19 protein-coding genes and 1 pseudogene are annotated in these 21,336 nt (G+C 38.7%); 11 read left to right on the top strand and 9 right to left on the bottom strand.

The features are described from left to right. Positions 1 to 43 precede the first annotated feature (43 nt). On the bottom strand, positions 44 to 2,572 hold the full coding sequence (locus tag ALPR1_RS00095) for a zinc-dependent metalloprotease (RefSeq protein ID WP_040302389.1): 2,529 nt from the start codon (positions 2,570 to 2,572) through the stop codon (positions 44 to 46). Positions 2,573 to 2,682: 110 nt separating this feature from the next. Here ALPR1_RS00095 and ALPR1_RS00090 point away from each other — a divergent pair, with 110 nt between their 5' ends. Continuing rightward, positions 2,683 to 3,795 (top strand): NAD(P)/FAD-dependent oxidoreductase, encoded by a 1,113-nt coding sequence (locus tag ALPR1_RS00090; RefSeq protein ID WP_008197518.1) that lies wholly within the window; start codon positions 2,683 to 2,685, stop codon positions 3,793 to 3,795. Here the strand turns inward: ALPR1_RS00090 and ALPR1_RS00085 are convergent. Continuing rightward, entirely contained in the window at positions 3,792 to 4,688 is an 897-nt protein-coding gene (locus tag ALPR1_RS00085) for a UbiA family prenyltransferase (protein ID WP_008197516.1), read from the bottom strand. The genes ALPR1_RS00090 and ALPR1_RS00085 overlap by 4 nt on opposite strands. Positions 4,689 to 4,848: 160 nt before the next feature. Between ALPR1_RS00085 and ALPR1_RS00080 the strand changes: the two genes are divergently transcribed. The 3 genes from ALPR1_RS00080 to ALPR1_RS00070 are packed head-to-tail and all read left to right on the top strand — an operon-like array spanning position 4,849 to position 7,511. After that, positions 4,849 to 5,928, top strand: a complete 1,080-nt coding sequence (locus ALPR1_RS00080) for a type III polyketide synthase (protein WP_008197514.1) — start codon at positions 4,849 to 4,851, stop codon at positions 5,926 to 5,928. Further along, complete coding sequence (locus ALPR1_RS00075) at positions 5,925 to 6,632, top strand: methyltransferase domain-containing protein (protein WP_008197513.1); 708 nt, start codon at positions 5,925 to 5,927, stop codon at positions 6,630 to 6,632. The genes ALPR1_RS00080 and ALPR1_RS00075 overlap by 4 nt, the downstream gene beginning before the upstream one ends. A gap of 24 nt (positions 6,633 to 6,656) precedes the next feature. After that, positions 6,657 to 7,511 (top strand): mechanosensitive ion channel family protein, encoded by an 855-nt coding sequence (locus ALPR1_RS00070; RefSeq protein WP_008197512.1) that lies wholly within the window; start codon positions 6,657 to 6,659, stop codon positions 7,509 to 7,511. Positions 7,512 to 7,580: 69 nt separating this feature from the next. On the opposite strand, the gene ALPR1_RS00065 is transcribed toward ALPR1_RS00070, so the two are convergent. The 3 genes from ALPR1_RS00065 to ALPR1_RS20910 all read right to left on the bottom strand — a co-directional run bounded on the left by ALPR1_RS00065 (position 7,581) and on the right by ALPR1_RS20910 (position 9,423). Continuing rightward, positions 7,581 to 8,258: a nitroreductase family protein gene (locus tag ALPR1_RS00065; RefSeq protein WP_008197511.1), complete on the bottom strand. Its 678-nt coding sequence runs from the start codon at positions 8,256 to 8,258 to the stop codon at positions 7,581 to 7,583. Between the two features lie 55 nt (positions 8,259 to 8,313). Further along, positions 8,314 to 9,147: a hypothetical protein gene (locus tag ALPR1_RS00060; protein ID WP_008197510.1), complete on the bottom strand. Its 834-nt coding sequence runs from the start codon at positions 9,145 to 9,147 to the stop codon at positions 8,314 to 8,316. A 99-nt stretch (positions 9,148 to 9,246) separates the two neighbouring features. After that, entirely contained in the window at positions 9,247 to 9,423 is a 177-nt protein-coding gene (locus tag ALPR1_RS20910) for a hypothetical protein (protein ID WP_008197509.1), read from the bottom strand. A 114-nt stretch (positions 9,424 to 9,537) separates the two neighbouring features. Between ALPR1_RS20910 and ALPR1_RS00055 the strand changes: the two genes are divergently transcribed. The 4 genes from ALPR1_RS00055 to ALPR1_RS20905 all read left to right on the top strand — a co-directional run bounded on the left by ALPR1_RS00055 (position 9,538) and on the right by ALPR1_RS20905 (position 13,334). Further along, positions 9,538 to 11,307 (top strand): MutS-related protein, encoded by a 1,770-nt coding sequence (locus tag ALPR1_RS00055; RefSeq protein WP_008197508.1) that lies wholly within the window; start codon positions 9,538 to 9,540, stop codon positions 11,305 to 11,307. A 51-nt stretch (positions 11,308 to 11,358) separates the two neighbouring features. Next, positions 11,359 to 12,501 carry a 5-(carboxyamino)imidazole ribonucleotide synthase gene (locus ALPR1_RS00050; RefSeq protein WP_008197507.1) on the top strand — a complete coding sequence of 381 codons (1,143 nt, stop codon included), beginning with the start codon at positions 11,359 to 11,361 and terminating at the stop codon, positions 12,499 to 12,501. Beyond that, positions 12,501 to 13,016 carry a 5-(carboxyamino)imidazole ribonucleotide mutase gene (gene purE / locus ALPR1_RS00045; protein ID WP_008197506.1) on the top strand — a complete coding sequence of 172 codons (516 nt, stop codon included), beginning with the start codon at positions 12,501 to 12,503 and terminating at the stop codon, positions 13,014 to 13,016. The genes ALPR1_RS00050 and purE overlap by 1 nt, the downstream gene beginning before the upstream one ends. 168 nt (positions 13,017 to 13,184) lie before the next feature. Beyond that, positions 13,185 to 13,334, top strand: coding sequence for a hypothetical protein (locus ALPR1_RS20905; RefSeq protein WP_008197505.1), 150 nt, complete (start codon positions 13,185 to 13,187; stop codon positions 13,332 to 13,334). On the opposite strand, the gene ALPR1_RS00035 is transcribed toward ALPR1_RS20905, so the two are convergent. Together ALPR1_RS00035 and ALPR1_RS00030 are read right to left on the bottom strand one after the other, a co-directional pair. Further along, complete coding sequence (locus ALPR1_RS00035) at positions 13,331 to 13,789, bottom strand: hypothetical protein (protein WP_008197504.1); 459 nt, start codon at positions 13,787 to 13,789, stop codon at positions 13,331 to 13,333. The two genes, ALPR1_RS20905 and ALPR1_RS00035, sit on opposite strands and share 4 nt — an antisense overlap. 12 nt (positions 13,790 to 13,801) lie before the next feature. Continuing rightward, a complete protein-coding gene (locus tag ALPR1_RS00030) occupies positions 13,802 to 14,155 on the bottom strand; it encodes a DUF3127 domain-containing protein (protein WP_008197503.1) in 354 nt (117 codons plus the stop codon). A 349-nt stretch (positions 14,156 to 14,504) separates the two neighbouring features. Here ALPR1_RS00030 and ALPR1_RS00025 point away from each other — a divergent pair, with 349 nt between their 5' ends. Further along, the gene (locus tag ALPR1_RS00025; protein WP_008197502.1) at positions 14,505 to 15,107 is read left to right on the top strand and encodes an RNA polymerase sigma factor; all 603 of its coding nucleotides are present in this window, start codon (positions 14,505 to 14,507) and stop codon (positions 15,105 to 15,107) included. Next, positions 15,082 to 15,315, top strand: coding sequence for a hypothetical protein (locus ALPR1_RS00020; RefSeq protein ID WP_040303062.1), 234 nt, complete (start codon positions 15,082 to 15,084; stop codon positions 15,313 to 15,315). The genes ALPR1_RS00025 and ALPR1_RS00020 overlap by 26 nt, the downstream gene beginning before the upstream one ends. A gap of 30 nt (positions 15,316 to 15,345) precedes the next feature. On the opposite strand, the gene ALPR1_RS00015 is transcribed toward ALPR1_RS00020, so the two are convergent. After that, a complete protein-coding gene (locus tag ALPR1_RS00015) occupies positions 15,346 to 16,215 on the bottom strand; it encodes an alpha/beta hydrolase (protein WP_008197501.1) in 870 nt (289 codons plus the stop codon). Continuing rightward, a complete protein-coding gene (locus ALPR1_RS00010) occupies positions 16,212 to 17,627 on the bottom strand; it encodes an aldehyde dehydrogenase family protein (RefSeq protein WP_008197500.1) in 1,416 nt (471 codons plus the stop codon). The genes ALPR1_RS00015 and ALPR1_RS00010 overlap by 4 nt, the downstream gene beginning before the upstream one ends. A gap of 497 nt (positions 17,628 to 18,124) precedes the next feature. Here ALPR1_RS00010 and ALPR1_RS20875 point away from each other — a divergent pair. Further along, positions 18,125 to 21,172 (top strand): annotated as a pseudogene (locus ALPR1_RS20875) (DUF7507 domain-containing protein); the annotation flags it as partial. Positions 21,173 to 21,336: the final 164 nt, after the last annotated feature.

Below are 21,336 nucleotides of genomic sequence, written 5' to 3'. Positions count from 1 at the left end.
CTCCCAATCGGGAGCCTCTTTATTATTTGATATTTAACCCAAATTATTTCGGATCTAATATATTTTCGATTCTTGCAGATAAATCTTCTAAATGCAACTTGGACATTCTATCAGAAGTTCTTGAGATCGCTGAATTAATATTTCTTTGTATGGTTTTTAGTTCTCCTCTTGCCATAGGTCTGATGTCTGACTGAGAAGCATTGATTTGAGGCCCATAATAGCTTCTGTAAGCTGCTGGAATGTTTGGTCCATCACTTGTCATAAGATATTCTAAACGCTCAATGTGGGCTCTTTGCAAAGCTCTTCTGTGAACATCAATAGTTCTACCTCCAGGAAGCTCAGTCCAAATACCTTTTCTTAGATCATCAAATAGCTCTGTGATTTTATAAGCTTCGTCACCGTTTAATGCTTCATTTTCAATCACTCTACCCAATCTTCCTAAATCAAGTACTGCGTTTAGTGTATTTGCCTGAACGCTACGGATTCTTTCAAGAGCACCGAAATCTTGAGTTCTTGCAAAAATTTCATCTTGCATTAACCACTCAGGAGTAGCGAAAAGCTCAGCATTTAAGAAATCAACAGCAGACTTCTGGATATCTTTAGAAGTGTGAGTATAAACTGGCTCTTCTTGCCCTGAAGCTCGATAAACTTCAGCAACACCACCAACATTGGTTTTCACATGCCCCATGTAGCGGTTATACTGAGTAACCACTTGCCCATACATTTCTTCCAAATCTTCGAAATTCTTATAAGGCTTGTCTTCCTCAGCAGTCCATTCCATTAAGTTTGGAATAATTCTTTTCAAGTTGGCAATACCATATTCTGAAGCTTTCATGGAGTTATCTCCTAAGTCTTCGCTTTGAGCAGTTGGGTCATAGCTATTTCCTTGACGACCATATCGGTAAACAGGATCGTCTTGCTTTTCCATAATCCACTCGTCTAAGGTCATCAATTCATCTTCAGGAGTATCAGCATCTAGAATGGGTCTGTATCCCCATGCAACAGCATATTTATCATAAGGACCAATATTTGGCATCAGGCTTACTCCCTCATCACCTGGCTGGGCAATGTAGTTGAATCTTGCATAATCCATAATAGATGGAGCCGTTCCCATTTCTGCAGTAAATGCCGCATCTCTTAGCTTCTCTACAGGATATGCATGAGATGAGGCAAAGTTATGAGGAAGACCAAGGGTATGTCCCACTTCGTGAGAAGATACAAATCTTACCAATCTACCCATCACTTCATCTTTGAACTGTACGCTTCTTGCGTCTGGGTTGATCGCGGCAGTTTGAATAAAGAACCAGTTTCTCAATAGGTTCATTACATTATGATACCATCCGATATCAGATTCTAGGATTTCTCCTGATCTTGGATCAGATACGTGAGGTCCATAGGCATTTTGAATATCTGAAGCGAAATAACGGATCACAGAATAGCGTGCATCTTCTGGACTCCAATCTGGATCTTCTTCTGGAGTTGGAGCTAGTTTAGCAACAATTGCATTCTTGAATCCTGCTTCTTCGAATGCAGCCTGCCAATCTTCAACACCAGCGATCAGGTAAGGAACCCATTGTTTAGGAGTTGCAGGGTCGATGTAATAAACAATTTGCTTTTTAGGCTCCACTAATTCACCCGCCTTAAACTTTTCGATGTCCTCATCCTTTACTTCTAGTCTCCATCTATCAAGGAAAGAACGTCTTTGCGCCTTTTGAGCATCCGAACCATAATCCACAATAGATCTGCTAAACCAACCTACTCGTTGATCGCTTAGTCTTTGCTTCATTGGCTCTTTTGGAAGAAGAAGCATTGAGGAATTCATCTCAAGAGTGATTGAGCCTGTAGAGCTATTGGATGGAGGATCGTTTGCCAAATAAGTCATCACGTATCTCGACTCAATATTGATCGGGTAAGTGTTGATATGATCGATATAAGATCTATCCGTGTCTAGACGAGTCACTTTATAGCGAGTTCTCTGTCCTTTTGGTAGACCAATAGCTTGTACGTCTTTGGCAAAAAGATCTGTCACCTCAATGACGATTCCAGTAGAATCGGTTTTGTTTGATTTGATATCAAACTTCTGCAGCAATGGCTCCAAGTTGGAGTTTTTTACGGCCAATGCAATCGGCAATGAATCAGCTGCAAAGTTGTTTACAGAAGAAATCTTAAGATGAATCTCATCATTGTATTTCTCCCATTTAAGCATAAGCGTGTTGGTACGCTCACCACCGTAACCAATTCCATCTGCTGTTTTGGCGATGGTAGTCACCATGAGCATATCACGATTCAATAAAGAATCAGGGATTTCATAAAAGTATTTGTTTTCGATCTGGTGTACTTTAAACAAACCATCTTTAGACTTGGCTTTGGAAGTAATGACCTCACTATATGGCTTTGGGCCAGAATCTTTGCTGCCATTTGATGGTTTTGCTGCAGGTGCTGAGGCTTCCTTTTTTGCATTCTTCTTTTTCTTTTTTTTCTGTGCAAAAGAATCTGTAGAATACATCATGACTCCCATTACAGCGAAAACCATTGTTAGTCTCTTCAGTAATTTGGGTAGGGTATTTCTCATTTTTATGATTTTGTGTAAGAAATAATTAAACCGTGAATTTCTTGAATGGATTGGAAAGGATTTTCCATTTTTGATAAACGGTATATTGAACGAATCAAAGGCAATCAGAAGTGGATAAGTACGAAGTAATCATTGTGGGAGGTGGACTGGCCGGTTTGGTAGCTAGTTTTTTGCTTGCGAAAGGAGGCAAAAAGGTACTGTTGATCGAAAAGAAAAATTACCCTTTTCATCGGGTTTGTGGAGAGTATGTTTCAAACGAGGTATATGAATTTCTCATGAGAGAAGAGCTATTGCCAACAGTTTATGATCTACCAAGAATGACTCACTTTCTATTCTCGGATACCTCTGGGAATACAGCAAAAGTTCCTTTAGGCTTAGGAGGCTTTGGAATCAGCAGGTTTGTCTTGGATGCTTACCTCTTTCAGCGAGTAAAAGAAATGGGAGCTTCTTCACAAACTGGAGCAACTGTAGAAAAATTAACCTTTGATACCTCTGAAAATCAATTTCATGTTGGGCTTAGAACTGGAGAAGAATACCGAGCAGATTACGTCATTGGGGCATTTGGAAAAAGATCAAAGCTTGATAAAACCCTTCAACGACCATTTATTGAAAAACGAAGCCCTTACATTGGAGTGAAGTACCATATAAAAACGGAATTTGACTCCAGTGCGGTCGTCCTACATAATTTTGAAGGAGGTTATTGCGGCCTTAATGCTATTGAAGAGGGGAAAGGAAATCTTTGCTATTTAGGGAAAAGGGAAGCTTTGAGGCATTTTGGTTCTTTGGAAGCCATGGAAAAAGAAGTGTTATGGAAAAACCCACACCTGAAGAAATTATTTACCGAAAGTGAGTTTCTGTTGGAAAAACCTGAAGTAATCAATGAGATAAATTTTGAAAAAAAGCAGCCTGTAGAAAATCATATTCTCATGGCTGGTGATTCCGCAGGGTTAATCACCCCTCTCTGTGGCAATGGGATGGCTATGGCCATTCATTCCGGGAAACTTGCAGCGGAAGCCATACTGGAAGGGAAAAGTAGAGAAGGAGTGGAAAAAAGTTACGAAAAAGTCTGGAAATCAAAGTTTGAAAGAAGGCTCTGGGTAGGTAGGAATACTCAACGCCTTTTTGGAAATCAAAGCGCCTCTGGCTTTGCCCAGACTTTGATTTCTAAGCTCCCAGGTTTTGCGAAGCTGATCATTCGTCAAACTCATGGGAAAGTCATTTAGTAACCTAGAGCCTGATGAATTTGAGTATTTTCAAAAAAGTAATAGATGAAGAAAATATTCAGCATGCAAGCAGCAACTAGATTCATACCCATGACCCAAGAATAACTGGCATATTTTTCAGAATTGACCCGAACGAAATTAAACCAAACAAAAAAGTAGATCATTACGGGAGCCATCGCCACTAAAAATAACCACATGGATTCTTCTTGATTTCTATTGATAAAAAACCAGACGTATCCCAGACCTGTCAGTAAAAGGAAAATTGAAGAAAAAAGGAAGGTTCCTTTGATTCCAAGAAGCAAACTTAGGGTGCGATCTCCACGACGAGAATCCTCTCCATGCTGGTATACCTGTGTTAATGGGTAGGTTGCCCAAAGCATCAAACTTGTCAATAAACCAGGGATATAAACATGCGGCTTAAATAACACCTCATAGTTTAAATTACTGACTCCTGCGTACGCAATCGCGAAAGTGAAATAACCTTGAAATAGTCCAGCAATAAACCAACTCAGCCAAGGGTATTTTTTGATCCGTATAATGGGATGCGAATAAGCCATACTGACTAATCCATAGACAAGAATCATTATTGCAATGCTAAAATTGATCGTCCAGCCAATGGCTATGGCAATCATAAAAAAGACTAATGATAGCCAATAAAGGTCTGAAGTTACTTTTGGAGGATGCTTTAACCCCCCTATACTTTCTTCATCTTTATCAAAGTAACTGTTATAGCCATTGCTTGAAGGGTAAAGGAAAAGGTGAAGTGCTATAAAAACCCATAATAAGCGTGATCCATTCAGGTTTGGAGTGAAAGCCAGAGCAAACAAGAATACCGGAAAAAGGAAAAAAGAAAAGGGAATTCGAAGGTGCTTAAGGCTGGATTGGCTAATCATTTCGTAAATGGGTATAAGTATTCCTTTCTTTTGAGGCTATACAAGTTAACTTTATTCTAAGTGATATATAATCTGTTAACTTGAGAGATTAAATTATTTTGCAAAAACAATGCATTGTCTTTCAGGTTGAATCACTAATCACTTTTAGAAAAATCAATTTATGACGAGCAGTATCGTGAGTATTGGCCTGGCAAATCCAGGAGAGCCTATCGAGCAATCTACCATAGCTGGCTTTATGCAAAAAGCTCATCAATTAGATGAGGTTGAATCTCGAAAGCTAAGTTTTTTATACCGCAAATCAGGGATAAACTCACGTTATAGTGTATTGGATGATTTTGAAAAATCTGATTCATCTGAATTCACCTTTTTTCCGAAAAGTAAGAATTTCGAACCTTTTCCGGGGACTAAAGCCAGAATGGATGTCTTTAGCAAGACTGCAGTCGATTTATGTGAAGCTGCAGCCAGAAGATGCCTATCAAAACCTAAAATTGAGACATCGGAAGTTACCCATTTGATCTTGGTCTCCTGTACTGGGATGATGGCTCCTGGAGTAGAATTACAACTTATGGAGCGTTTAGGTTTAGATGATTCTGTTGAACGATATTGCGTGCATTTTATGGGATGCTATGCAGCTTTTACTGGTTTAAAATTGGCGGACAAAATACTTTTGGCAGAGCCCGAATCAAGGGTGCTTTTGGTTTCCGTAGAACTCTGTACCCTGCATTTTCAAAAAGAATATACGGAGGATAATGTGCTTGCGAACTCGTTATTTGGCGATGGAGCAGCAGCAGCTTTAGTAATGAATTCAGATCAAGGAATGAGGCTGCAAGGATACCAAAGCAATGTGATTAGGGAAGGAGAATCTGATATGGCTTGGGGAATTGGTGATTTTGGATTTGAAATGCGTCTGAGTAAGTATATACCCTCATTGCTTGATAAGGGGATTCAGCAATTATTGGAAAAATTCGAAAACAGGTACCATTTATCCTCATTAAAACATTTCGCCATTCACCCAGGAGGCAAGCAAATATTGGAAAAGGTCAAAGAAGCTTTCCAGCTGCCTGATTCAGCTAATGAACATGCGTTGGCGGTGTTATCTGAATTTGGAAATATGTCTTCCAGTACTATTCTCTTTGTTTTGCATAGAATGATGAATGACATTAAAATTCAGGGTAAGATTTTGGCAATGGGATTTGGTCCCGGACTGACCCTAGAAACCCTATTATTGGATAAGAGATGAGTCTATTTGCCAAGCGAAGTGAGGAAAAAGAATTGATGGATGACCTTGATTGCTCAGGGGAAGAACTTACCCAAACCTTGCGAGAACTCAAAACGATAAATCGTTGGCTTGGAGGAAATTATGTGACTACCAATGGGCTTTCAAAGATTTTCAAAAGCCATCCACAAAGCTCCTATACTATAGCAGATATTGGCTGTGGAGGTGGTGATATGATTAAAGTAATGCAGAAATGGGCAGTAGATCAAAAAAAAGCAATTAAATTTATAGGAATCGATGCCAATAGGAACATTATTGACTTGGCACGGGTTAGATTAGCTGACGTACCCAAAGTCACCTGGAGAGTTCAGAATGTTTTTAATGAAGAATTTTCCGAAGAAAAAGTAGATATTTCTACTTGCACGCTCTTTACACATCATTTTACTGATAGAGAATTAATCGGACTTTTAGAATCTCTCAGAGCTAAATCCCGCCTTGGAATTGTGATCAATGACCTTCATAGGCATTGGTTCGCATTTTATAGCATCAAATTTCTCACAAGAGTATTCAGTAAGTCTAAAATGGTGCAACACGATGCATCATTATCTGTTTTAAGGAGTTTTTCTAAATCAGACTGGGAAAGAATCCTTCGGTCTGCAGGAATCGATAAGTTTAACATAAGCTGGCATTGGGCTTTTCGCTGGCAAGTAAATATTTTATTTAAGTAAATAATCAACCAAAAACTATCAACTATGGAACAATTCGGAATCTCTCAAGAAACCACTGACGCTCTTTATGCAGAAGGCATAAGCCTAGCTGTAGAAGTAGCTTTAAGAATTTTAGGCGCATTAATCTTTTACTTTATAGGTAGGGCTATTGTTAAGAAAGTCTTAAATACGATTGCAAAAACCTTAGAGAGACGGGATGACACCCCTTCACTAAATGAATTTCTAAACAGTTTTTCTAAGATCCTTTTATACTTTATTCTGTTCGTTGGTGTGCTTATGATTTTAGGCGTACCGGGCAGTTCGTTTTTAGCTGTATTTGGTGCCGCTGGTTTGGCTATTGGTTTAGCACTTCAGGGGTCTCTTTCCAATTTTGCAGGGGGGCTTTTGATTTTAGCATTTAAACCATTCAAAGTTGGGCATGTTGTTGTTGCTCAAGGTCATACAGGTATTGTTAATAGAGTTCAGGTGTTATATACTCACTTGATGACTTTTGATAATCAAGAAGTGATTATTCCAAATGGTAATCTTGCTAATTCTGATATTATCAACATGAGTACTCAGGAAACTAGAAGAGCGGAATTAAAAGTTGGGGTAGCCTATGGCACTAACATCAAACAAGCCAAAGAAATCATTTTAAATATTTTTGAGAATGACCCAAGAGCATTAAAAGATCCAGCTCCATTTGTGGCTTTAAATAATTTCGGAGATAGCTCTTTGGATATAGTGGTCAGAGTCTGGGCAAAATCAGCCGATATGTGGCCCATGTATTTTGCGGGAATGGAAGCTATTAACACTGAGTTTGAGAAAAATGGCATTGAGATTCCATTCCCTCAGAGAGTGGTTCATCAAATCCCTCAGAAAACAGATAGCCCAAGTTAACTCCTAGGTATTTAGGATTTTAGATTAATAGAGGCCTTCCCGATAGCTATATTATTGTGAAGGCCTTTTTTAATATTTAATCAATACTTCACTCAGTTCTTTTCTGCTGATATTCGGCACATAAGTTTCCTCTTTTGGATATCCAACAGGAACCAGCAAATAGGGTTTCTCATGAGAAGGGCGATCCAATATTTTGCTTAAAAAATTCATCGGGCTAGGAGTGTGAGTCACAGCTACTAAACCAGCTTCATGAATTGCTGCAATTAAAAATCCACAAGCTATTCCTACCGATTCGTTGACATAATAGTGCTGCACTTTTTTACCATTTTCCATTCCATAGGACTGCTTGAATACGACAATTAAGTAAGGAGCTTCCTCCAAAAATGGCTTTTCCCAATTGGTACCTAAAGGCTTGAGATCGTCTTTCCAAGTATCACTCATCCTGCCTCCGTAGCTCACTTTCTCTTCTTCTTCGGCGGCGAGTCTTATTTTTTTCTTGATTTCAGGATTAGAAATTAAGCAAAAGGTCCAAGGTTGTTTATGAGCACCTGAAGGGGCTGTACTAGCTGTTTGTATGATATTTTCTAATACCTCTACAGGAATCTCCTTTTTGTCAAATTCACGGACAGTCCTTCGTTGATCCATCATTTCAAAAAATTCCTTTGATTTGACTAATAAATCCTCCTTCGAAACACTAGGTCTTTGGTATCTGATATGATCGAATCCTTCAATATTTTTCTTTTCCATAACAAAAAACGGCTATCTCGAAAGATAGCCGTTTTTAAGAAAATGTATGAATCAGTTAATCAAAGTTGATTTCCTTCACTCCTCCGGGGTAAGTTACTGTGGCTTTTTTATCACAGTCACCAGTACCATAGTCCAATGTCATTTTTACATTTTTATAGGTAAAATCAATGAGGCCACTGATTGGATTATAAACTCCTGATTCAACACAACTTTGAGTGATTTTTAAATTGTCAGTAATGGTGGCTGAAAAAGGACTCCCATCTTTAGATGTTCCAGATAAAGTGCCAGAGATTGTAGCATCGTAACCAGTATCTTCCAAAACAATAACTCTCTCCTGGTCAGAATTGATTGATACGACTCCGCCATCAGGCCAGGTGATTTTTCCATTTTCTACCTTAACTGCTATCGTGACAGTTTGTGTGATGATATTTAAGCCAACATTCGTCAAAGTTCTTGTTCCTTCTACTTTATAGCCATTTACTTCATAGCCTTCAAAAGTGGTGACGATAGTTGCTCCAGGAATCAATAAACTGCCAGAATAAACCAACTTGATTTTACCTTTTCTAGAAATGCCATTTGGACTCACGCAGCCATCTCCAAAATCAACGATGATTGTTTTTTGATCATCTTGGTAGTCAAACTCTGTTGTAGCGCAAAAATCTCCGGAAAATGAAGTGGTTTTTCTTGCTCCTAAACCAGAATTTTCCAGAATTGCCAAGGTTAAATTATCTAGGTCTTCAAATTTTTGGTTGACTTCAGACACATCAACAACAATTGATGTATCCGCCTCTACTGGATCCTTATCATTATCATCCGAACTGCAGGAGAATCCAATGACTGCAAGCATAGCCAGCATCAAAAATGTAACGTTTTTAAGTGTGTATTTCATGTGTGGATAAGGTTTGGAATTAAAAATAGATATTTGGTTAGACTCTAAAAATCATGCCTAGTTTACTACTGGAGCTAATTTATGAAGGAGTAATCGGGATTATTCTTTGTTGTTGGCGGGTTTTTCATCTTTTGGTTTGCCTTTTCCTCCCACGCAGCCTATGTTTTGTGTAAATGAAACATCCTCCGGAAAAATCCCCATTCCCTGACTCAAATCCCATTCATTTGGAACTTCTTCTTTGGGGCTTTTGCTTTTTTTGGGTTTTGAATTTTTCATGATTTCATCAATTTAGTAAAATTGACCGAGTTCTTTTTGTTTCAATGATGGACAATATCAAAGCTCGACAGATTTTTTTGTTTTAAGGCATGAGGGCTTCTGCTATCTTTGCGCATGGCAGGATTTGATTTTGGGACTGAAAATATATCAGCAAAGAAAAGTGAGATAAAATCAAAGGCAGGTAGTTTGTCTTTAGTTAGGTTGATGCTTTTCATAGGAATAGTAATTTGTTTTGTGTTGACATTTTCCCAGACAATATTTTGGGCACTTCCCCTAATAGCAATTACAGGTTTTTTTGTGATTTCAATACAAAAGTATAACCACCTTAAAAGTCAGGAATCAATTTATTTAGCTTTAGAGAAATTACAGGAGCTAGAAGCAAAGAGAAAACTTCGAGAGCTTCATGGAATAGACCCAGGAGCAGAATACCTTGAAAAAACTCATCCCTTTGCCAACGATTTAGATCTTTTTGGAGAACACTCTTTATTTCAACTTTTAAATCATACCATTTCTCAAGGGGCAAAAGATAAGTTGGCTGATTTGATGAAAGCTAAGTTCGATCAGATTAAAGCCAAGCAATATCAAGAAGCGAGTGATGAGTTAAGTGAAGATGAGGATTTTCTTAAAGCCATGGAGAGTATAGGTATAGCTTTCTACACTAATGAAAAGCCTACAGCAGGTTGGCAATCTTTTTTAAAACAGAAAAAAACTACCCCATTATTCATTTCTATTCTTGCCTATTTAGGACCTGTCCTTGGTTTAGGCCTTTTTGTGGCTGTGGGAATAGGAGTATTACCTTCGGCAATAATAGGAGTTTGGATATTGATAGGAATGATTCCCTTGGGATTAGTTTTCAAAGAGTTGAAAGCAGCCTCAGAATTGCTTCCTTCTAGAAACCAGTTAAAGGCTATTACTAATTGGCTCTTCGAGATAGAAAAGAAGAAGTTTGTATCCCCTCTATTACAGGAAAAGCAAAAAGTAATTTTGAGCAAAGAAGGAAGTGCTTCTAAGCTTTTCAGAAGTCTTGATCGATTGGGGAATGTGATTGATAACAGGATCAATCTCCTCTATATTCCTTTTAACCTTCTTTTTTGGACAGATTTATTCATAGTCTCCAAACTCCAATCTTGGATAAATATGCATGGAGAGGATTTATCTGAAATTCCACAGATTTTAGAGGATTGGGAAGTTTTAATTTCGTTGGGAGCCTTCGAACAGGAAATAGGGAGTAAGGGAGAATTAGTTTGGAAAGAGGAGACAATGATATCTGGCCAAGAGATGGCTCATCCTCTTCTCCTACCCGAAAAAGCAGTGCCAAATGATTTTAAGCTTGGAGAAGAAAATCGCTTTGTCTTGCTTACCGGAGCAAATATGAGTGGGAAAACCACTTTTATGCGGACTGTTGGAATCAATTGTGTGATGGCTAATATCGGCTTAAGACCATTTGCCAAGGAATTTGTTATGGGGGATTTTAACCTTTATACCAGTATGCGGAATACCGATAACCTCGGAGAGAGTGTGAGTTCCTTTTACGCAGAGTTAAGTAGAATCCATCAGTTAATTGAGCGACTGGAGAAAAATGAGCGGATTTTCTTTTTATTGGATGAAATATTAAAAGGAACCAATACCGTGGATCGAGTGGCGGGAAGTGAAGCCTTAATAAAACAAGTGGCCAAGACACAAGGTTTGGGGATAGTGAGTACCCATGATATTGAGCTTGCTGATTTAGAAGAGAAACTTTCTAGTGTGGTAAACCTAAGTTTTCATTCCGAAGTTTTGGATGAAACTATCAACTTTGACTACAAATTGAAATCGGGTCCATGCCCTAGTTTTAATGCCCATAAATTAATGGAGTTGATGGGCATCAGATTCCAAGAATCCTAAAAGGTTTTTCCTTCGCTTAGATTGTCCTATTTTTGTGCATCAAATTTTGCTATGAAGTCAACATCACATTCCCCCATATTAGGAGTCCTCGGTGGAGGACAGTTAGGCAGAATGCTTATTCAATCTGCAATTAATTACAATCAAGATATCCACATTTTGGATCCCGATCCAAATGCCCCATGTAAGGATTTATGTCAAGAGTTTACGGTAGGCTCCTTGAAGGATTTTGACACGGTTTATGCTTTTGGACAGAATTGTGATGTATTGACTGTTGAAATAGAAAGTGTTAATGCTGAGGCGCTTAAAAAATTGGAGCTAGAGGGGAAGAAGGTTTATCCACAACCTGATATTTTAAAGCTTATTCAAGATAAAAGAGAGCAAAAGCAATTCTATAAGGAACAGGGAATTCCTACAGCAGAATTTATTTTGACAGAAAATAAGGAAGAAGTTATCCACAATAAAGGATTCCTTCCTGCAGTCAATAAATTAGGAAAAGAAGGCTATGATGGTAGGGGAGTTCAGATCCTCAAAAGTGAGGAAGATCTAGAAAATGCTTTTGATGCTCCAGGTTTACTTGAAAAATTAATCGACTTCGAGAAGGAAATTGCGGTCACCGTAGCCAGAAATGAAGCGGGAGACCTGACAGTTTATCCAGCTGTAGAATGTGCATTTCATCCTACAGCAAATTTGGTAGAGTTTCTATTTGCCCCGGCAGAGATAGCTTCTGATGTGGAGGAAAAGGCAAAGGAAATAGCCAAAGATGTCATTTTGAAGTTGGGAATGGTTGGGATCTTAGCAGTAGAAATGTTTGTGACCAAAGAGGGTGAGGTTTTAGTAAATGAAATCGCGCCAAGACCCCACAATTCTGGGCATCATACCATTGAAGCAAATTTTACTTCGCAGTTTGAGCAACATTTAAGGTCGGTCATGAATTGGCCACTTGGGAATCCCGATTTAAGATGCCCTGCCGCCATGATCAATTTATTGGGTGAGGAAGGTTTTACTGGACCTGCTGTAGTCGAAGGTCAGGAAGTGGCGATTTCAGAAAAAGGCGTATACATTCATATGTATGGTAAAAAATTGACTAAGCCTTTTCGGAAAATGGGGCATGTTACGGTTCTGGATGATGATATTACCAAACTGAAGGAAAAAGCGATGAAAGTAAAAGGCATTATTAAAATAAAATCTATTTAATGAAACCATCTGTAGGAATAATCATGGGAAGCCAGTCTGATTTGCCAATAATGGCGGAAGCGGCTCAATTTTTAGAAGAACTTGGTGTAGGCTATGAACTGACAGTGGTTTCAGCACATAGAACTCCTCAGCGAATGATAGATTATGCGGGTAGTGCTCGGGAAAGAGGGATTAAAGTGATTGTTGCTGGAGCGGGTGGAGCTGCCCATTTACCTGGGATGGTTGCTTCTTTGACCAGTTTACCTGTAATAGGAGTTCCGATTTTGAGTTCAAATTCCATAGATGGATGGGACAGTATCTTATCTATATTACAAATGCCTTCAGGTATTCCTGTTGCTACAGTCGCTTTAAACGGTGGCAAGAATGCTGGGATTTTAGCAGCCTCTATGGTTGGGGCCTTTGATCAGGAAGTAGGCAAAAAAATGGATGAGTTCAAGAGTAGCTTGCGAGAGAAAGTAGAAAAATCTGCAAGTCAAATTGAAGAGAAAGGCTGGAAAGAAATTTTGAAAAAATAAAAGAGGCTGTCTCAAAAGTCTCAAATTTGTCAGCCTGAGCAGAGGAGCGACGTGAGTCGCGTATAGCGAAGGCCTAATAAAACGAAATAAGAAACATTTCGATCAAGTACTTTGTCGGGACACTCAATGTGTCACAACACTAATAGGAGACAGCCTATACTATATCATATGAACTGGAAAAAACCAATTCGATTTACCGTGGGAGGAGAAAAATGGGAGATTCCATTGAATATTCTCATTCTCTTGCTGGTGATTACCCTTATTTTGATGTTAGGTGGAGCCTGGATGGGTTTTAAATTTGGTGGAGGGAAAATTTAACCGGTAAAGATTCCCCAGCCATCATCCATTTTTTCAGAACTGTCAAAGCCGTTGATCCAAGTCACAAATAATTTTCGATAATCCTCAATTGCGTCTCGCAAAAGTTGAAGATGCTCTTCAGCATGAGTCGATTCTACCGCCAGTTGATAAGACATACTTCGAAGACTTTTGGCATGCACCTTCATAATGACCGCATTTTCCATTTTTTGCACGTAATCTTCACAAGATTCAGCGCCTGCAAACTTGGAGGTCATCATGGTTGCATCTTCCATCATAATTCCCCCATACAGTTCTTTCCTTGCTTCGTCCAGACTGCCCACTAATGCATGAGTCAACCTGACAATGTCTTGAGCCTTTTTCATTAAAGGATGTCCATAAATCCTTTTTTGTTCATGGTCAAGACCATCATCATCTTCTTCATCCCAGGACGAATCGTCATCAAAGTCATCCCACATGATTCCTAATTTTTAAAAGGGTAAAGTGTCTTCTTCGCTGTCAGAATGAAAGCTACTTACTTCAGGCATTGAATTAGTAGATGGGGCCTGATTTTGAGCGCCAGTTCTATCTACTTTATAAGCTCGTACATCTGTGTACCATCTTCCATTGTATTCCCTACTCTCTACATCTACTCCTAAGGTTACTTCTTCTCCAACCTGCATTCCAAATTGGTCTATTTTGTCTCCCCATAGAGATAGACATACTTTTTTAGGATAGTTTCCTCCAGTTTCCAGTATATATTCCTGTTTTCTCCATGCATTTCCATTTCTGGAATTTCCCCCAACTTCAGGTAATACTTGGATAATTTTTCCGCTTAATTCCATTTTCAATCAATTTTTTTATGCAATCACGAAGGTAATCAAAGGACTGTAATTCTCCTGACTGAGATTGTTTAAATTCCTTAATATTAGTTTCAAAATTTAACATTTTTTGGCATAGTCATTGATTTAATGTTTGTTCCAATTTCAATAAATGTTTTTAAAAAGAGTGTTATTTGCTAGTTATTCAAAATAATATTTGGATTCCTTAATTTCCTCTTTTTTTGCTTCTGGAAAACAAAGATTTTCTTTGCAAGGATAGAATTGAAATTATATTTTTAAAGCTATTTCAATTTGTTTCACTATAAATCATACTATGGTATAGACTTCTACGTTTTTCATAAACCAACTTAAAATGCGTAATAGAAGAGGTCCAAAAGACAGCGAGTTGATAGCTCAATACAGAAATGGGAGCGATGCTGCCTTTGATCTATTAGTAGATCGATACCAGAATAAATTATTCACAACGATATTCCTGATTGTGAAGGATCAGGCAATTTCTGAAGACCTTTTACAAGAGGTATTTGTCAAAGTTGTAAATACGTTACAATCTGACAAATACAATGAGGAGGGGAAATTTCAACCTTGGGTAATGCGAATTGCTCATAATTTGGCGATTGACCATTTCAGAAAAGCAAAAAGATATCCGACCATCCGAATGGAAGATGGATCGAATATTTTCAATTCATTGAATTTTGCTGAGGATACGGTTGAGGATCGACAAATGAGGGATGAAACGATAGAGTTGGTAAAAAAGCTTATTGATGAATTACCTGAGAATCAAAAGCAAGTCCTGATCATGAGGCATTATATGGACATGAGTTTTCAGGAGATCGCAGATAAAACAGGAGTTAGCATCAATACTGCATTAGGAAGAATGCGATATGCTTTAATCCACTTAAGAAAGAAAATGAAACACCTTAATGTTGCCTATGATAAAATTATTTACCCCAAATGACCTGATACGATATATCTATCAGGAAATGACGGAGGATGAGCAAGAGCTTTTAGTGCAGGCCTTGCATAGTGATGAGTCACTGATGCAAGAATATGTGGAGATGCTGAGCACAATAGAGCAATTAGATCAAATCAAGCTTCAACCTTCCGAAAAAGTAGTAAACGCCATCAAATCGAGGGCACAGTCTACGGGACTAGAAAAAGTCTGAAAATGGTAACCCTGCATATGCAGGGTTTTTTTATAGCTCTTCATTAATAAAGTCTGCCGCTTTTTGAATAATTACAGGGTAAACTGAGTTTTTAAATCCATGCCCTTCTCCAGGAATAGACTCATAATAAAAAGGGACTCCTGCAATTTCTAATTTGTTTGACAGCATATCACTTTGTGAAATGGGTACTACAGTATCTTCAGTTCCATGAAAAAAGATAGTTGGGATTGAGTTAGAACTCACATATTCGATTGGGCTTGACTCCATGTATGCTGCAGTTTGCGAGTCTGGTGTACCACTTAATAATACCTCTAAACCCTGTTTGGTTACGGAGTTAAAATCATATAAACTACTAAGATCTGTGGGGGGAAATAAGGCGAAGACAGCTTGAATATCTCCAATTTCTTGATGTTTGTAGCTATGAAGCAAAGCTAAATGACCACCAGCACTTGCCCCAGCTAGTATTATCTGATCCGAAATATTCCATTCCTTGGTTTTAGAAAGAACATACTCAATCGCTTCAATAACATCATTTTCTTGATCGGGAAATTTCCCATCCCCGGATGAAAGATTGAGTAATCGGTAGTTAATAGATATAAATGCATACTCTGGAAATGAGTTTTCCATGACGGGTTTGAATTCTAAAAACTCGCTTTTGTCTCCTGATATCCAGGCTCCACCATGAATATAGATTATTAAAGATGTCTCAGTTTCAGATCTGCCCGCTGGTAGAAAAACATCCATGGTATTGGAAGAAGATTCCCCGTAGGATTCATCTATTAGATCTATGGCCTGAAGAGGGTCTAATCTGGGGCTTTCTGGGTCAGAATTACAGGAATATAAAAAGGTTGCTCCTAGAATTATTAGGGCAAGATTAAATTTAAAAAATCGATTTTTCATAACCATTTGATAAGTGAGGAGATGATTTTATTAACCTTGATCCCATAAGGAGGTTTAATCATACTTGAATTGTTAAAACCAACTCGTTGTCTAAGAACCCCTTTTTCATTTGAAAAAGCAAGGAATCCATAATGTCCATGAGCTTTTCCAATACCACTATTATTTACACCTCCAAAAGGTAGATTTTTATGAAGGTAGTGTAATACACAATCGTTTATTACAGCATTACCTGAACTGGTATCTGAAATTACTTTGTTTGTAGTCTCATCATCCTTACCAAAATAATAAAGTGCTAAAGGTTTTGGTTTAGAATTGATCAGGTCAATGGCCTCTTGGATATCCTCATAGGTTAAAATAGGCAGGATAGGACCAAAAATCTCCTCGTTCATCAAGTCCATATTTTCATTTAGGTTAGAAAGGATGGTTGGCTCTATATAAAGAGTTTCAGGAGTGATGTTTCCTCCAAATTCAAATTTTGCTCCTTTTTCAATCGCATCTTGGATTAACTGTTCCAGCCTTATGTGGTTTTTTTGATTGATAATTCTTGCCAAATCTTTAGAATGCTCAATCCCTTTATATTCCGGATCATACATTTTCTGAATGGCTACTTTCATTTCCATCATCAATTCCTCTTTGACTTGATTTTGAACCAAAACATAATCCGGAGCGATACAAGTCTGCCCGCAATTGATAAATTTTCCTTTGATAATTTTTTCAGCCGCATCTTTTAAGTCAGCTGAATCATGAATAATTGTGGGAGATTTTCCTCCGAGTTCAAGTGTAATGGAGCTGAGATTTTTGGAGGCCGCTTCCATAACTATCTTACCTACTGTAGGGCTACCCGTAAAGAAAATGTGGTCAAAAGGAAATTTTAAAAGGTTTTTGGAAACCTCTACATCTCCCGTAAATACGGCCACTTCTGAACTTTCAAAAAGCTCTGCTATCATACTTTTAATTAGTCCCGAAGTATGTGGAGTAAGTTCAGAAGGTTTAATTATAGCTGTACACCCTGCTGCCAAAGCTGAAATCAGTGGGCCAATGGCTAGATTGAAAGGGTAATTCCATGGGCTAATAATGAGGGAAACCCCTTTTGGCTCATAATAGATTTTAGATTTTGTGCCAGCCATTGCCAGGGTGCTGGGCACTTTTTTTGGTTTTACCCAAGTTGCCAGGTTTTTTATTACATGATTGATTTCTGAGGTTAGTGGGTAAATTTCGCTTAAGGTTGTTTCAGCTGCTGGTTTTTTGAAATCCTCAAATAGCGCATCTTGAATCTTTTTTTCATTTTCAAGTACCCAGGTTTTGATTTTTTTTAGGCGTTCAATTCTTTGGTCTGTAGTAGAGTTCCGCCATGATAGGGCGGTTTTATTTTGGGCTAGAAAGGTCTTGTTTATTAAATCAGGAGTATCCACTGCGTCAGCTTATTTATTGGTGTTTGTACGAAGGACTTAAGGGTGTAAAAAGGGGGATATGAAAGATTTCTCATAAAATCTGGTGAGAAGATAAATTTTTAAGTTCAAAAAGGAGTATTCATGAAATATTTTTTGACAGATATCAATAAGTGCCTTTAAATGATTTTTATGCACTTCATTTAGCATTTCAAACCGCTATAAATCACTTTTAAATACTTTAAAATTGATTTCATAAATAAAAAATTGCATTACGTAAAAACTTTTTTCCAACTTTATTTGGATATGAAAAGCAAAAAAATGTATTTTTACTGCAATTAAGGATTGATAAGCGTATGTCCAAGGCTTGCTGAAGGCAGAAGGCTAGAAATCTAAGTGATATTTTATATTGGATTTGTACCAGATGATTTTTAAAAAATCTTTTAAAGTCCAATTAAAAATTAAAAAAGTAATTATCGACGAAAGTTTTACGAACTCGAAAAATTTTAAATAAATACGATATGGACACTTTATCCAATTGTCAATTCAAGGCCCGACCACATAAGAGTGGATTTTTCGAAAAGGGGAAAGCTTACCAAAGTGTAAAAAGATTTTTAGCTACTGGTTTGATGTTCCTTTTATTTTTCGTGACGGGTCAGACGGTTTATTCCCAAATTGTCGGAACCTATCCAATTAACATCGATCCAAATAGTCCTCCGGGCTGTCCGCAGAATAATGTGACCATTTCGGATGTAGAGTTTAGGGATACTGATGGGAATATTTTAGACCCCTATAACGTAAACTATAACATTGGTGATAATGTTGAAGGAGAGATTTGGGTAAAATTCGGAGGTAGTTCTAGCAATGCTTATAACCTGTACCTTCAGTACGATGTGGTTGTAAATGATGTTCCGCAAGTGCCTACAAATGCTCTTTGTTTATTTTCAGGTCAAAATGTTCCAAACCAAACTGGACTATTTTACAAAATATCTGATTTCAATTGGACTTATGGAGATAAAATTGAAATCAAAAATATCTACATGACATGGACCACTGGAAATGCAGGTGATGGGTCTTGTTCTGCGATATTAAGGAATTCACAGTGTTATTATACACAGCCAGGACTCTTAGTTAGAACTCCTTTGGTAGCTAACTTTGATTTCGTAACCAACTGTGATGATTTCACAGTTGATTTTATTGATTTAACAACAGGTGGAGATCCTGCCGACTATACTTATACATGGACGTTTACAAATGGTAATCCAGCAACGTCCTCTGTTTCAGATCCTCAAAATATTGACTTTACTCAGGCAGGTTCATATTCTGTTACTTTGGAAGTGGAAAGTGAAGGAATTACAAAATCATTGGAGAAAACAGTTGTCCTTAATGAGTCAATAGAAATAGTTGTTTCAAATAAAGTTGATGATGATTGTACTGATTCCAATACAGGTTCGATTGATATAACTGTTTCTGGCGGTGATGGCAATTATACTTTTCAATGGTCCACATTAGATGGATCTGGATTAGTTACTGATGCTGAAGATCAGACAGGTTTATCCGCAGGAACATATACCGTTTTGGTAACTGATGGTGAAACTTGTTCTGAAACTATAGATGTTTTAATTATTAAGCCTGATCCTTCTCCAATGCCTTCACCTGCATCATTTGATTATTGTGTAGACTCTGGAGATCAATTATTATCTGTGGTGCCTATTTCTTCTGACTACGAAATCACTTGGTATGATGAAAATATGCTTCCATTAGCAGTAGCACCGACAATTTCAACAGCGACAGCAGATACTTATACTTATTATATTACTCAAACGAGAATCGACGGAACTGAATGCGAAAGTGGTATGGCTCAAGTTACCGTGAATGTGGCTCAGTGTAGTATTGCTTTAGTGAAAGAGTATACAAATGTACTTAGCCCGGATAATTGCTTGGATCCAACTACTAACCCAACAATTAACTACAGTTTTACTGTCACTAATAATGGAACTTATGATCTTTCTAATATTCAGATTACAGATCCACTTTTTGAAGCTCCAAACCCAATTGTTTCATTAACAAGAACTGATGATGGCGATGGGGATGTGAATGATATTTTATCGGTTGGTGAAACTTGGGTTTACGAAGCTTCCTATGCTATTACCGCAACAGATATTCAAAATGGACAAGTTGAAAACCAAGCTACCGTAAGTGGTGTGGCAAACGGGCATACAGTTGAAGACCTTTCGGGTTCAGCAACTGACAATGATAACCCAACTATTGTCCCTATTTGTCAAGATCCAGTTATTGAGATTATTAAAACGGGTGTTTTCAATGATGAGAACAATGATACTTATGCCAACGTAGGGGAGACCATTACTTACACATTTGAAGTAAGTAATGGAGGAGATGTAAGCTTGACAACTATTACTGTAACAGATCCCCTTCCAGGGCTTTCAAGTATTGATTATGTGAGTGGAGATACGGGAGATGATGATATTTTAGAAGTTGGAGAAACATGGATTTATACTGCAACTTATGCGGTGACTCAAGATGATATCAACACGGGTCAAGTAGACAATACTGCAACAGCTGATTCAGATGAATCTGAAATTGATACGGATAGCGAGACTGTTAATTTACCTCAAAATCCAGTATTGAACATCACCAAGACAGTTGATCCGACGAGCATCAGTGCACCGGCGACCCTGAACTATACGATTACGGTAACCAACGAGGGCAACGTAAGCTTGACCGGCGTGGTGGTAACCGATCCATTCACAGACGGAGTGACTCCGCTGGTATTGGATAACGGTGATACGGACAACGACGGGGAGTTGGATCTGGATGAGACATGGGTATACTATGCGAGCTATGATGCCGACCAGGATGATATTGACGCTGGAGACGACATTGTGAACACGGCGTTTGTGAACAGCAACGAGACGGAACAGGATGAGGCGAGTGCGACTACGACGATCACACAGAGTGCTGCGATCGACATCACCAAGACGGTTGATCCGACGAGCATCAGTGCACCGGCGACCCTGAACTATACGATTACGGTAACCAACGAGGGCAACGTAAGCTTGACCGGCGTGGTGGTAACCGATCCATTCACAGACGGAGTGACTCCGCTGGTATTGGATAACGGTGATACGGACAACGACGGGGAGTTGGATCTGGATGAGACATGGGTATACTATGCGAGCTATGATGCCGACCAGGATGATATTGACGCTGGAGACGACATTGTGAACACGGCGTTTGTGAACAGCAACGAGACGGAACAGGATGAGGCGAGTGCGACTACGACGATCACACAGAGTGCTGCGATCGACATCACCAAGACGGTTGATCCGACGAGCATCAGTGCACCGGCGACCCTGAACTATACGATTACGGTAACCAACGAGGGCAACGTAAGCTTGACCGGCGTGGTGGTAACCGATCCATTCACAGACGGAGTGACTCCGCTGGTATTGGATAACGGTGATACGGACAACGACGGGGAGTTGGATCTGGATGAGACATGGGTATACTATGCGAGCTATGATGCCGACCAGGATGATATTGACGCTGGAGACGACATTGTGAACACGGCGTTTGTGAACAGCAACGAGACGGAACAGGATGAGGCGAGTGCGACTACGACGATCACACAGAGTGCTGCGATCGACATCACCAAGACGGTTGATCCGACGAGCATCAGTGCACCGGCGACCCTGAACTATACGATTACGGT

Source organism: Algoriphagus machipongonensis (assembly GCF_000166275.1).
GTDB classification, from domain to species: Bacteria; Bacteroidota; Bacteroidia; order Cytophagales; family Cyclobacteriaceae; genus Algoriphagus; species Algoriphagus machipongonensis.
This window is presented reverse-complemented; position numbering and strand designations above follow the sequence as displayed.